The sequence below is a fragment of the Amycolatopsis sp. CA-126428 genome, from assembly GCF_002904335.1.
GTDB lineage: Bacteria > Actinomycetota > Actinomycetes > Mycobacteriales > Pseudonocardiaceae > Amycolatopsis.
This window is the reverse complement of sequence record NZ_PPHF01000019.1, coordinates 120,439-132,205: the sequence shown is the minus strand read 5'-3', so window position 1 is coordinate 132,205 and position 11,767 is coordinate 120,439. Positions and strand designations below refer to the sequence as shown.

Sequence of the window (11,767 nt, the reverse complement as noted above, 5' to 3'; positions counted from 1 at the left end):
TCACTCCCAGTCGAGCGACAGCTGCGCCGGGACCGCCAGCACCGCCCAGGCCACGTACTCCTCGTGCGCCCAGCCGCACACCTCGGTCAAGTGGTCGTACGCCTCGTGGGACATGATCAACCCGATCGCGTCGGCCAGGCGGCCGATCGCCCCGCCACCGGCCAGCCCCGCCGCCACCAGGCGCTCGGCGATCTCCGCCCGGCGCACCACCGCCTGCTCCGCGCGGACCGCCGCCACCGCCGGGTCGGCCGCCGCCGCTGTGGTGAACGCGCGCCAGATCGGCAACGACCTGCGCACCCCCGCCGCCACCCGTGCCACCACCGACGGCAGGTCGGCCGGTCCGGCCGGGCCCGCCAGGGCATCCAGGTTCACCGCGTCCGGGTCGCCCGCGAAGCCGTCGCGGAACGCGGCGATCAGGAGCTCCGGCTTGCGGCCCGTCTGCGTCACCGTCTCCAGGCTCACCCCGGCCTCCGCGGCGATCTGCCGCATGCTCGTGCCCGCGTAGCCACGCGAAGCGAACAACTTCCCCGCCGTCGCCACCACATGGGCCCGGGTGCGCCGGGCTCGGGCTTCGCGCACCGGTGATTCGTACCGGCGCCGCGAACCTTCGGGTATCGTCATTAATTCGATAGTACAGCGTATCGATCAAAGGGGGAGCCATGACCCGGGTACTCGTCTGCGTGCAGCCCGCCCGCGGGCACGTCGGGCCGACCAAACCGATCGTCGAGGCGCTGGTCGCCGCCGGCCACGAGGTCGCCGTCGTCACCGGTGCGCTTTACCGGGAGACGTTCGAGAAGCTGGGCACCACCGTCGAACTCCTGCCACCCGAGGCCGACTTCGACGAGACCGACCTGGACGGCACGATCCCCGGCCGCGCTGGGCTGCGAGGCCTGAAACTCGCCCGCTTCGAGCTGGCCCACTTCGTCCGCGCGATGCCCCACCAGCTGAGCGTGATCGACCGGCAGCCGGCCGACGTCGTGCTGTGCGACCCGCTGATGATGGCCGGGCTGGCCCTGGTCCGGCGCGAGCGGCGGCCACGCCTGCTGACACTGGGGTTCCTGCCGTTCATGCCGCCGGTGCCGACCGGCCCGCCCGGACACGCGGTCAGCGGCGCGATCCTCCGGACGCTGGCGCCGTGGGTGACCGGGCCCGCGCAGAAACTGGCGGAAGACCTGCTCGGCGGCGACCCGGGCATGCTCTTCACTGACTGGCCCCTGCACAGCGACGGCGTGCTCCAGATGACCTGCCCGGGCTTCGAGTACCCGCGCCCCGGGGTGCCGCTGCACTTCATCGGGCCGACGACGGTCAGCGCGGCGAGCGAGCACCCGCTGCCGCCGTGGTGGGCCGACCTGGCCGGCGGCCGGCCGGTGGTGCACGTGACCCAGGGGACGGTCGCGAACGACGACCTGAGCCGGCTCGTCGAGCCCACCATCGAGGCGCTGGCCGGTGAGGACGTCCTGGTCGTGGCGACGACGTGCGGCGCGCCCCTGCGGCCCGGCCCGCTGCCGGAGAACGTCCGGGTGGCCGGGTTCCTGCCTTACGACGAGCTGCTCCCCCGCTGCGCCGCCGTGGTCAGCAACGGCGGGTACGGCGGCGTCAACCACGCCCTCCGCTACGGCGTGCCGCTGGTCGTGGTCGGGGCGAGCGAAGACAAGCGCGAGGTCGCCGCCCGGGTCACCTGGTCCGGGGCCGGGATCGGCCGAGCCCGTGCCTCGGCCTCGCCGCGGACGCTGCGGCGGGCCGTCCGCACCGTCCTCGACGACCCGCGCTACCGCACCCGAGCGCGGGAGCTGGCGGAAGAGATGGCCGCCGGGCCGGCGATGGACGAAGTCCTGAACCTCATCACCGCCCCCTGCCGCGGCTTGTCGTGAGTGGTAAGGCGGGTTCTAACCCGCCTTACCACTCACGAGCCGTGGGCTGACAGGTAGCTCGCGAAGCGCTCGTCGACCTCCTCGGCCGTCAAGCCGAAGTCCGCGAGGCGGTACCGGTGCACCGGTTTCCGCTCCCCGGTCCGGCTCGCCCCGTGCACCGCCGTCATCGCCGCCCGCGCCTCCGGGGTGAACTCCAGTCCGAAGTGGTCGTACACAGTGGACACCGTGCCGATCGGGTCCGCGACGAAGTCCTCGTAGCGGACGTCAAAGAACTGCGCCGGGTTGTGGCGCGCGCGGGCCCAGCCGAACTCGTCGGCGCCGCGTGCCCACAGGTCGAGCTGCCCGCGCCCGATCACTTCGCCGCGGAACTTCGCGGACCAGCCGTCCGCGGCCTTCTCGGCCAGGCTGCACATCGACGCCATGATCGTGCTCGGCGCCCGGTGCGTCTGGATCACCAGCGCGTCCGGGTAGTTCGCCATCAGCGCGTCCAGCGCGAAGAGGTGGCTGGGGTTCTTGAGCACCCAGCGCTTGCCCGCGTCCGGCAGCCCGATCAGCTGCAGGTTGCGCTTGTGCCGGGCGTAGGCGTCGGTCCAGTCCTGCTTGGCCAGCCAGCGCGAGTACCGCGGCAGGTGCGCGAGGCATTCGAAGGACACCGACCGCATCGACTGGCGCAGCAGCTGCCAGCACTCCTCCACCTGGTCGGCGGACATGTGGTGCACACCCATGAACTCCGGGTGCTCGACGTGGTGGCGTTCGTAGCCGGCCTGGATCCCCCGGAAGATCGGGTTGCCCGCCCACGTTTCGCGGGGCGGCCTCGGTTGCGGGACCTCGGCGAGCCACACTTCGAGCCCCTGGTGCGCGGGGTCCTCGGCGAGCAGCCGGTGCAGCGCGGTCGTGCCGGTGCGCGGCAGCCCGGTGACGAAGATCGGGCGTTCCAGGCGGACGTCCGCGTACCCCGGGTTCTGCTTCCACGACGCCTCGCTGAGCAGCCGCGCCACGAGCGCGCCGCGCAGGAACGCCCGGTGCACCTTGTTGCCGTACGGCGTCAGTTCTTCGTCCGCCTCGTACGACTCCAGCAGCACGCGGAGGCCTTCGAGGTACTCGTCGGCGCCGAAGTCGTCGAGCCCGGTGAGCTTCGACGCCGAGGCGTGCAGGTCCTCGGCGGTGCCCACGTCTTCGCGGCCGGGAAGCATCGATCCTCCTAGTGGTGGTACTCGCCGCCGTTGACGTCGAGGCACTGCCCGGTGATCGCGCGCGCCATCGGCGAGGCGAGGAACACCACCGCGTCGGCGATTTCGTCGGGCTCCGGCAGCTTGCGCAGGTCTGTTGTGGACGCCGTCTCGGCGTAGACTTCTTCCGGCGTGATGCCGCGTTCCTTGGCGAGGTAGCCGAAGTACCACTGGAGGTTCGGGCCCCAGATGTACCCGGGCGCCACGGTGTTGACGCGCACGCCGTCCGGCCCCAGCTCGCTGGCGAGGCTCTGGGACAGCGAAAGCAGCGCCGACTTCGCCATCTTGTAGGCACCGAACGTGCGCCGCGAGTGCCGCAGCACGGCGGAGTTGATCATCACCAGCGAGCCCTTGCTCTCCTTGAGCGCGGGCAGGAACAGCCGGGTCAGCCGGAGCACGGAGATGGCCGCGGTCTCGAAGCCCGCGCGGACGGCGTCGAACTCCACCTCGGCCAGGTCGGTCAGCGGCGGGACGGCGAAGGCGTTGTGCACCACCGTGTCCACCCGGCCGAACGCCTCGACGGCCTCGCTCACCAGGTTCGCGGCGGAGTCCGCGTCGTCGATGTCGGTGCGGACCGCGACCGCCCGGCGGCCGAGGTCGGTCACCTCCTTCGCGACCTCGGCGAGCCGCGACTCGGTGCGCGCGGCGAGCACGACGTCCGCGCCCGCCTGCGCGCTGCGCACGGCGATCGACCGGCCGAGCCCGGGCCCGATCCCCGAGACGACGACCACCTTGCCCTGCAGCACGTTCTCCACGCTCACCCCAGCATCCGGGCGGCGACGGCGTCCTGCCGAGCCGCGATCCTCGCCGTCCACTGCTCCGGCGTCACGCGCGCTTCGGCGTGGTAGGGCAGCCGGTCGGGCAGTTCGTCGGTCTTGACCACCTCGACGACCGGGCCGTCGTCCGGGCCGAGGTCGCGGGCGAGCCGCTGCCAGCGGATCTGCACGTACCCCCGCTCGTGCCCGGTCAGCTCCAGCCAGTTCGCCAGGCCGGGGTCGCGCTCGGCGAGCACGAACCGGATCTTGCCGTCCGGGTCGACGCGGGCCTGGTCGGCGGTGAGGCTCGTCTGGTGGTTGACGTAGTCGAGCGAGACGTACCAGAGGCTGCCGAGCTGGATGCCCTGGTACGGCGCGTCCGCGCAGCGCGGCACGGTGACGATCATCGCCTCTTCGGCGCCGAGCTCGTAGTGCCCGGCGGAGGAGAACTGGGTGGTGAGCCCGCCCGGGGTCGAGCGCGGCTCGGTCATCGTGTTCACCGGCAGGTTGTCGTAGAACCACTTCGGGAAGGCCAGGAACGTCTTGAGCCGGCTCAGCAGGATCTTGCCGGTGACGCCGTAGCGCTTGGCCAGCGCGGAGCGGTCCGGCACCGGCGGCGCCTGACCCGCGGTGTCGACGCACCGGATGCGGATCTCGCCGCGGCGTTCGGTGGCCCAGTCGCTGTGGACCTCGCGGACCACGAGCATCGACGAGCCCTCGCCGAGGACGAAGTAGTTCGGCCCCGGGTTCTCGCGAGCCGGGCCGAACCGCAGCTCGAACCGGCCGTCCGGGCCGATCTCGATCGCCCGGTCGTCGAACGCGGCGAGGCTGTCGGGCACCTCCACCGGCGAGTAGTCGCCGTTGAGGACCTGGAAGCTCAGGTCGGCGGTGGTGCCGCGGACCCCGGTGACGAGGTACTCGCGATCGGCGCGGATGTTCGCGTTGAAGTACAGCGTGTCCGGGTTGTCCAGGCCCATCTTCGTGTAGGGCCCGGTGGACGCGGTGAAGTACGGGAAGTCGCGCTGGTAGGCCCAGGCCATCTGCAGCGACGCCCGGACGCTGCCCGCGAGGTAGTCGTACCCCTCGAGCAGGCCCTGCTCGGTCTGCGCCGGCGGGGCTCCGGCGATGAGCTTTTCGGCCTCGACGATGGCGTCGGCGAACGACCGGGTCAACGAGAACTCGTTCTCGATCATGCCGGAACGGCCCAGCGGTTGGCGATCAGCTTGAAGCCCGGGATGGCGTCGAAGGACGTCATCGATTCGTAGGTACGGACGTACCCGATGTGCGACATCCGCCAGGCGCCGTCGCTCTCGCGGCGGTAGGTGTCTTCGTAGAACGCGGCACCTTCGATGATCACCTTGTGGTCGGGCACGATCACCCGGTCGGTGAACGACCACCGCCCGGTCGCGGTGTCGCCGTCGACGTCGATTTCGGGCTGAGTCGCGTGGTGCACGGTGATGATGCCGTTACCGAGGCTCTGGGTGAGGAATCCGACGATGGCGTCGCGGCCTTCGAACTGCTTCCCGTCCCCGCCCACGGCGTGCGTCCCGTAGTTCGCCGTGGCGTCGGCGGTGAACGTGCCGGCCACCTCGTCCCACAGTTTCAGGTCCACCCCGCGCAGGTACCGGTACTTCAGCCGCTTGATCTCTTCGAGTACGACCAGGTCCATGCCCCCAGGGTCCCCCACCGCTTGACCGATGACAAGAACATGTTCTACTTTTTTCCGGTGTCCGTGACCTCGTACGAGCTCTCGCACCTGGCCGCGCTCGAAGCGGAGGCCGTGCACGTCTTCCGCGAAGTCGCGGCGACCTTCGAGCGCCCCGTCCTGTTGTTCTCCGGCGGCAAGGACTCGGTGGTGATGCTGCACGCCGCCGCGAAGGCGTTCTGGCCCGCGCCCCTGCCGTTCCCCGTGCTGCACGTCGACACCGGCCACAACTTCGACGAGGTGCTGCGGTTCCGCGACGAGACCGTCGCCGCTCTCGGCCTGCGCCTGGAGGTGGCGAGCGTGCAGGAAGACCTCGACGCCGGCCGCGTCGTCGAGGAGACCGGGCCGCGGGCCAGCCGCAACCGGCTGCAGACGGTGACGCTGCTGCGGGCGATCCGCGAGGGCGGCTTCGACGCCGTGTTCGGCGGGGCCCGCCGCGACGAGGAGAAGGCCCGCGCCAAGGAGCGCGTGTTCAGCTTCCGCGACGAGCACGGCCAGTGGGACCCGCGGGCGCAGCGCCCGGAGCTGTGGAACCTCTACAACGGGCGGCACCGCCGCGGCGAGCACATCCGCGTCTTCCCGCTGTCGAACTGGACCGAGCTGGACATCTGGCAGTACATCCGGGACGAGCGGATCGCGCTGCCGCCGCTGTACTACGCGCACAAGCGGTCCGTGGTCCAGCGCGACGGCATGCTGCTGGCAGCCACGCGATTTCTGTCTCTTTTGGACGGTGAGACGCCCTACGAGGCGACCGTGCGCTTCCGGACCGTCGGCGACGCCACGTGCACCGGCTGCGTGGAATCCTCGGCGGCGACACCGTCCGAAGTGGTCGCCGAGGTGGCCGCCACCCGCGTCACCGAGCGCGGCGCCACGCGCGCCGACGACCGGATTTCCGAGGCCGGCATGGAAGACCGCAAGCGGGAGGGCTACTTCTGATGCAGCTGCTGAGGATCGCCACGGCGGGCAGCGTGGACGACGGGAAGTCCACGCTGATCGGCCGGCTGCTGTTCGACTCGAAGGCGATCTTCACCGACCAGCTCGCCGCCGTCGAACGCGCCAGCCGGGACCGCGGCGAGGACTACCCGGACCTCGCCCTGCTCACCGACGGGCTGCGGGCCGAGCGCGAGCAGGGCATCACCATCGACGTCGCCCACCGGTACTTCGCCACACCCAAGCGCAAGTTCATCATCGCGGACACGCCGGGGCACCTGCAGTACACGCGGAACATGGTGACCGGCGCGTCCACCGCCGACCTGGCGCTGGTCCTCGTCGACGCGCGCAAGGGCGTGCTGGAGCAGTCGCGGCGGCACGCGTTCCTGGCGTCGCTGCTCGGGATCGGGCACCTCGTGGTGTGCGTGAACAAGATGGACCTCGTCGGGTGGTCGCCGGAGCGGTTCGACGAGATCCGCGAGGACTTCCGCCGGTTCGCGATGAAGCTCGACGTCGCCGACCTGACGTTCGTGCCGGTCTCGGCGCTGCACGGCGACAACGTCGTCCACCGCAGCGCCAGCATGCCCTGGTACGAAGGCACTTCGCTGCTGCACCAGCTCGAAGAGGTGCACGTCGCTTCCGACCGCAACCTCATCGACGCGAGGTTCCCGGTGCAGTACGTGATCCGCCGGTCCGACTTCCGCGGCTACGCGGGCACCATCGCGGGCGGGGTGTTCAAGCCGGGTGACGAGGTCGTGGCCCTGCCGTCGGGGTTCACGTCGAAGGTGCGCGCGGTCTGGGGCCCCGGCGGGCAGCCTCTCGAAGAGGCGTTCACCGGCCAGGCGGTGGCGGTGGAGCTGGCCGACGACCTCGACCTCGGCCGCGGGGCGATGCTGTGCCGCCCGGGCAACCGCGCGGAGTCGGCCCGCGAGGTCGACGCCCTGGTCTGCTGGTTCTCCGAGCGCGCCGCGCTGACGCCGGGCGCGACGTACGCGGTGCGGCACACGACCACCGAAACGCGGGGCACGGTCGAGCGGCTGGAATACCGCCTCGACGTCACCACGCTGCACCGCGACGAGACGGCGGAAGCGCTGTCCTTAAACGACATCGGCCGCATCCGGCTGCGCACGCGTTCGCCGCTGCTGTTCGACCCGTACCGCCGCAACCGGGCCACCGGCGGCTTCCTGCTGGTCGACGAGCACACCGGCGACACGGTCGCGGCGGGCATGATCACCGGCGCACCGGTGTCCCCGGTCGTCTGGCACACCGCGGCGGTGCGGCGCGAGGACCGCCCGACCCACGGCGCGACCGTGTGGCTCACCGGGCTTTCGGCGTCGGGCAAGTCGTCGGTGGCGGTCGAGCTGGAACGCCGCCTGGTCGCGGCGGGCCGCCCGGCCTACCTGCTCGACGGCGACAACCTGCGCCACGGGCTCAATGCCGGGTTGGGATTCAGCCCCGAGGACCGGGCGGAGAACGTCCGGCGCGTGGCGGAGGTGGCCCGCCTGTTCGCGGACGCGGGCGTGGTGGCGATCGCGTCCCTGATCAGCCCGTACTCGCAGGACCGGGCCCGGGCCCGGGCGGTCCACGACGGGCTGCCGTTCGTGGAGGTCTTCGTCGACACGCCCCTGGAGGTGTGCGAAGCCCGCGACCCGAAGGGCATGTACGCGAAGGCGCGCGCCGGGGAGATCACCGGCTTCACCGGCATCGACGCCCCCTACGAGCGCCCCGCGTCGCCGGACCTGGTGCTGCGCCCGGGCGACGGCGACCCGGCCGCGATGGCGGCGGCGATCCAGGCGCTCCTCGACGACCTGGGCTGAATTCGCTTGCTCGCGCACCTAGGGTGGGCTGCATGACGTCGGTCAGGCAGGTCCAGGTCACCTTCGACTGCGCGGAACCCGAGCGCGTCGCCCGGTTCTGGTGCGAGGTGCTCGGGTACGAGCTGCACAGCTCGGGCCTCGCCTGCACCGACCCCACGGGCGTGGGCCCGCGGCTGTACTTCCAGCGCGTGCCGGAAGGCAAGGTCGTGAAGAACCGCGTGCACCTCGACGTCCGGGTCGGGACCGGGCTCGTCGGTGATGAGCGCCTCGCCGCGCTCGAGGCCGAGTGCGCACGGCTGATCCCGCTCGGCGCGGTCCGCGGGCAGCTCGGTTCGCTGACGACGGCGATCCGGAAGCCCGCCGCGGTGAAGGCGTCGGTCATCGCGTGCAGCGGCTTGTTCCAGAAGGTCATCCGGGCTTTCTCGCCGTGGAGCTCGAACTCGTCGGTCCAGGTGTAGGCCGCGAAGTAGTCGGGCCGGGGCCCCTCGTGGCGGTGCGTCAGGTTGACCATCATCGGGTGGTTGACCGACGCGATGAGCCGGCCGCCGGGCTTCAGGACGCGCCGCAGCTCGGCGAGCACCGGGTCCCAGTCCCGCAGGTAGTGCAGCACCAGGGACGCCACGACGTCGTCGAACTCGCCGTCGGCGAAGGGCAGCGGGCCGGCCAGGTCGGCGACCCGCAGGTCCGCGCCGTCGCCGAGGCGTCGCCGGGCGTGCGCCAGCATTTCGGCGCTCTGGTCGATCCCGGTCACGACCGCGCCCTGCTCCCCCAGCGCCGCGAACAGCGGGCCGGAGCCACAGCCGGCGTCGAGGATCCGCCGTCCGGTCGCGTCGCCGACGAGCGCCAAGGTCGCGGGCCGTTCGTAATAGGCGTTCATCAGGCTGTTTTCGTTCTCGGCCGTGTACGCCTCGGCGAAGTCGTCGTATGCGGCAGTCATGCGGCCCATCTTGCCCGAATCAGCGCGACGGCGTCACGAAGCCCGAGTCGTACGCCCGGATCACCGCCTGGGTGCGATCCCGCGCGCCGAGCTTCGCCAGTACGTTGCCCACGTGGGTCTTCACCGTCTGCACCCCCACGTACAGCTCGCCCGCGATCTCCACATTGGACAGTCCGGCGGCGACCAGCCGCAGCACTTCGCGCTCGCGTTCGGTCAGCCCGGCCGAGGCCAGGCCGTCACCGGCCGGGCCGGGGGCGCGCTGGGCGGCCAGCCGGCGGATCGCCGCCGGGAACAGCAGCGATTCACCGGCCACGACGGTCCGGATCGCCGCGACGATCTCCTCCGGCCGGGCGCGCTTGAGCAGGAAGCCGCTGGCTCCCGCGAGGAGGGCGTCGTAGACGTAGTCGTCGTTTTCGAAGGTGGTCACCACGATCACCTTCGGCGGCTCGTCCACAGTGGACATCAGGTGGGTGGTGGCGCGGATGCCGTCCACCGCGGGCATCCGCACGTCCATCAGCACGACGTCGGGGCACAGCCGGGCCACCAGCCCGGGCACCTCGGCGCCGTCGGCGGCCTCGCCGGCCACGCTCAGGCCGTCCTCGCTGTCGATGATCGCCCGGAGCCCGGCCCGGATCAGCGGCTCGTCGTCGACCAGCAGCACCCGCACGCTCATCGCCCGCTCCCCCACGGCACCCGCACCACGACCTCCCACTGCCCGTCCGCCGGCCCGGCCGACAGCTCACCGCCGAGCACCGCCACCCGCTCGGCCATCCCGCGCAGGCCCCGGCCGCCCCCGGCCCGGCGCGGGCCGCTGCCCAGCGGGTTGGCGACCCGCGCGCGGAGCTCGTGCGCCGCGACACCGACGACCACCGTCACCGGGACCCTACCGGCGTGGCGCACCGCGTTGGTCAGGCATTCCTGCAGGATCCGGTACACCTCGCGGGACACCACGGGCGGCACGGCGGCCAGGTCGCCACCGAGGTCGGCGGTGACGTCGGTGCCGGCGAGCCGGGTCGTTTCGAGCAGGGCGGGCAGCGCGGCGAGCGTCGGCAGCGGCGTCCGGCCGGCCGCCTCCTCCCGCAGCAGGCCGAGGACGTGGTCGAGGTCGTCGAGCGCGGTGCGGGCGGACTCCTCGATGGCGCCGAGCGCCCGCTCGGTGAAGTCCGGGTCGGTGCGCAGCGTCCGCCGGGCGGCGCCCGCCTGGACGGTGACGACGCTCAGCGCGTGCCCGACCGAGTCGTGCAGCTCCCTGGCCAGGCGGTTGCGTTCGGCGAGCTGCTCGGTCCGCCGTTCCAGCAGGGCGATCCGGTCGGCGGCGGTGGCCCCGAGCAACCCGGTCGCGGCCCGGCGCAGCAGCCCACCGACCGCCCAGACGGCGTGGATCAGCAACACCACGCCGAACACGAAGACCACCGGGAGCCACACCGACGCCCAGCCCTTCGGCACGGTGACGTCGTCGCCCTCGGTGGTCCGCAAGAGGTACCCGGTGAACACGGCACTGATCGACACGCCGATCGCGATGGGCGCGAGGAGGCTGAAGAAGCTGACCACCAACCCGGCGACGACGTGCAGGACGAACATCGTCGCGGCGTGCAGCCTCCCCTGGCGGGTGTGCGGTTTCGCGGGCGCGTCCGGTACCGGGTCGTCGAGCAGCTCCCGGATCGCGGTCGTCTCGAGGACGTGGACGGCGGGCAGGAACGCCGTCCCGGCCAGGATGGCCAGGGTGAGCAGGCCACCGACGAGAATGGCCCGGTCCGGCGTGGTGACGAACGGCAGCAGCGACGGCACGGCGACCGCGGCGAACAACATGTAGGGCACGCTGATGGCGCCGCCGAGGACGAGGTAGACCCAGCGGCGGTAGGTCGCCTTGCTCGTCAGGGGCCCGAAGGTGCGCACCGCCCGATCTTCGCAGCCCGGCACCCGGGCGCGCCTCCCTCTCGCGGTGGGACCGCCTCACCCCTCGCCGTCGGACGGCGTCACCACGGTGCGGCGGAAGTGGTTGAAGATGACGGAGGTCCGGACGTCGACGATCTCCCGGCGCTGGGTCAGCCGGTCGAGGACGAACCCGCTCAGCTGGTCGTTGTCGGCGACCGCGATGTGCAGCAGGAAGTCGTCGCTGCCGGACATGACGAACACCGAGAGCACCTCGGGCAGGCCGGTCACGAAGGCGCGGAAGGACTCGATCACGGCCCGGTCGGGCGGCCGCAGCCGCACGGCGACCATCGCCTGCACGGGCCGGCCGATCTTCTTCAGGTCGACGTCGACGGTGTGCCCGCGCACGATCCCGCGCCGGGTGAGGTCCCGCACCCGTTCCAGGCTGGTGGACTGCGCGATGTGCAGGCGGCGGGCGAGTTCCTTGTTGGTCTGCTTGGCGTCCTCCTGGAGGAGGGTCAGCAGGGCCGTGTCAAGTTCGTCCATCGGGCTCTTGCTCTCGGTTTCTCATCGTGCGATTCGGCATTTTTGCGGTGCCGCCGAATCTAACACGGCGTTCGTCGTAGTGGTGCTGGCTGTTGTTTACCGTCG

11 protein-coding genes and 2 pseudogenes are annotated in these 11,767 nt (G+C 71.7%); 4 read left to right on the top strand and 9 right to left on the bottom strand.

The annotated features are described in order from the left end of the window. A complete protein-coding gene (locus C2L58_RS04865) occupies positions 1–621 on the bottom strand; it encodes a TetR/AcrR family transcriptional regulator (RefSeq protein WP_103336162.1) in 621 nt (206 codons plus the stop codon). Between the two features lie 38 nt (positions 622–659). On the opposite strand from C2L58_RS04865, the gene C2L58_RS04860 reads away from it, so the two are divergent. Further along, a complete protein-coding gene (locus C2L58_RS04860; RefSeq protein ID WP_103336160.1) occupies positions 660–1,871 on the top strand; it encodes a glycosyltransferase in 1,212 nt (403 codons plus the stop codon). 32 nt (positions 1,872–1,903) lie between these two features. Here the strand turns inward: C2L58_RS04860 and C2L58_RS04855 are convergent, their stop codons facing one another. The 4 genes from C2L58_RS04855 to C2L58_RS04840 are packed head-to-tail and all read right to left on the bottom strand — an operon-like array spanning position 1,904 to position 5,524. Continuing rightward, positions 1,904–3,064 (bottom strand): sulfotransferase family protein, encoded by a 1,161-nt coding sequence (locus C2L58_RS04855; RefSeq protein WP_103336158.1) that lies wholly within the window; start codon positions 3,062–3,064, stop codon positions 1,904–1,906. 8 nt (positions 3,065–3,072) lie between these two features. Further along, entirely contained in the window at positions 3,073–3,861 is a 789-nt protein-coding gene (locus C2L58_RS04850; protein ID WP_103336157.1) for an SDR family oxidoreductase, read from the bottom strand. Further along, the gene (locus tag C2L58_RS04845) at positions 3,858–5,048 is read right to left on the bottom strand and encodes a hypothetical protein (RefSeq protein WP_103336155.1); all 1,191 of its coding nucleotides are present in this window, start codon (positions 5,046–5,048) and stop codon (positions 3,858–3,860) included. The genes C2L58_RS04850 and C2L58_RS04845 overlap by 4 nt, the downstream gene beginning before the upstream one ends. Next, the gene (locus tag C2L58_RS04840; RefSeq protein WP_103336153.1) at positions 5,045–5,524 is read right to left on the bottom strand and encodes a nuclear transport factor 2 family protein; all 480 of its coding nucleotides are present in this window, start codon (positions 5,522–5,524) and stop codon (positions 5,045–5,047) included. The genes C2L58_RS04845 and C2L58_RS04840 overlap by 4 nt, the downstream gene beginning before the upstream one ends. A 39-nt stretch (positions 5,525–5,563) precedes the next feature. On the opposite strand from C2L58_RS04840, the gene cysD reads away from it, so the two are divergent. The 3 genes and pseudogenes from cysD to C2L58_RS04825 form a co-directional block, all read left to right on the top strand. After that, positions 5,564–6,496 carry a sulfate adenylyltransferase subunit CysD gene (gene cysD / locus C2L58_RS04835; protein ID WP_199191108.1) on the top strand — a complete coding sequence of 311 codons (933 nt, stop codon included), beginning with the start codon at positions 5,564–5,566 and terminating at the stop codon, positions 6,494–6,496. Further along, entirely contained in the window at positions 6,496–8,307 is a 1,812-nt protein-coding gene (gene cysC / locus C2L58_RS04830) for an adenylyl-sulfate kinase (protein ID WP_103336150.1), read from the top strand. Before cysD ends, cysC begins: the two co-directional genes overlap by 1 nt. A gap of 32 nt (positions 8,308–8,339) precedes the next feature. Beyond that, positions 8,340–8,636 (top strand): annotated as a pseudogene (locus C2L58_RS04825) (VOC family protein); the annotation flags it as partial. Here C2L58_RS04825 and C2L58_RS04820 read toward each other — a convergent pair. The 4 genes and pseudogenes from C2L58_RS04820 to C2L58_RS04805 form a co-directional block, all read right to left on the bottom strand. Beyond that, positions 8,636–9,244, bottom strand: a pseudogene (locus C2L58_RS04820) (class I SAM-dependent methyltransferase); the annotation flags it as partial. The pseudogenes C2L58_RS04825 and C2L58_RS04820 overlap by 1 nt on opposite strands. A gap of 19 nt (positions 9,245–9,263) precedes the next feature. Next, the gene (locus C2L58_RS04815) at positions 9,264–9,917 is read right to left on the bottom strand and encodes a response regulator (protein ID WP_103336148.1); all 654 of its coding nucleotides are present in this window, start codon (positions 9,915–9,917) and stop codon (positions 9,264–9,266) included. Then, positions 9,914–11,140 carry a sensor histidine kinase gene (locus C2L58_RS04810; RefSeq protein ID WP_103336290.1) on the bottom strand — a complete coding sequence of 409 codons (1,227 nt, stop codon included), beginning with the start codon at positions 11,138–11,140 and terminating at the stop codon, positions 9,914–9,916. Before C2L58_RS04810 ends, C2L58_RS04815 begins: the two co-directional genes overlap by 4 nt. 57 nt (positions 11,141–11,197) lie before the next feature. Continuing rightward, positions 11,198–11,662: an Lrp/AsnC family transcriptional regulator gene (locus C2L58_RS04805; protein ID WP_103336147.1), complete on the bottom strand. Its 465-nt coding sequence runs from the start codon at positions 11,660–11,662 to the stop codon at positions 11,198–11,200. Positions 11,663–11,767: the final 105 nt, after the last annotated feature.

What these genes read in the sequence shown, in the direction of transcription:
- C2L58_RS04865 (WP_103336162.1), bottom strand. Translation starts at nt 621, where the DNA reads ATGACGATACCCGAAGGTTCGCGGCGCCGGTACGAATCACCGGTGCGC.
- C2L58_RS04860 (WP_103336160.1), top strand. Translation starts at nt 660, where the DNA reads ATGACCCGGGTACTCGTCTGCGTGCAGCCCGCCCGCGGGCACGTCGGG.
- C2L58_RS04855 (WP_103336158.1), bottom strand. Translation starts at nt 3,064, where the DNA reads ATGCTTCCCGGCCGCGAAGACGTGGGCACCGCCGAGGACCTGCACGCC.
- C2L58_RS04845 (WP_103336155.1), bottom strand. Translation starts at nt 5,048, where the DNA reads ATGATCGAGAACGAGTTCTCGTTGACCCGGTCGTTCGCCGACGCCATC.
- C2L58_RS04840 (WP_103336153.1), bottom strand. Translation starts at nt 5,524, where the DNA reads ATGGACCTGGTCGTACTCGAAGAGATCAAGCGGCTGAAGTACCGGTAC.
- cysD (WP_199191108.1), top strand. Translation starts at nt 5,564, where the DNA reads ATGTTCTACTTTTTTCCGGTGTCCGTGACCTCGTACGAGCTCTCGCAC.
- cysC (WP_103336150.1), top strand. Translation starts at nt 6,496, where the DNA reads ATGCAGCTGCTGAGGATCGCCACGGCGGGCAGCGTGGACGACGGGAAG.
- C2L58_RS04815 (WP_103336148.1), bottom strand. Translation starts at nt 9,917, where the DNA reads ATGAGCGTGCGGGTGCTGCTGGTCGACGACGAGCCGCTGATCCGGGCC.
- C2L58_RS04805 (WP_103336147.1), bottom strand. Translation starts at nt 11,662, where the DNA reads ATGGACGAACTTGACACGGCCCTGCTGACCCTCCTCCAGGAGGACGCC.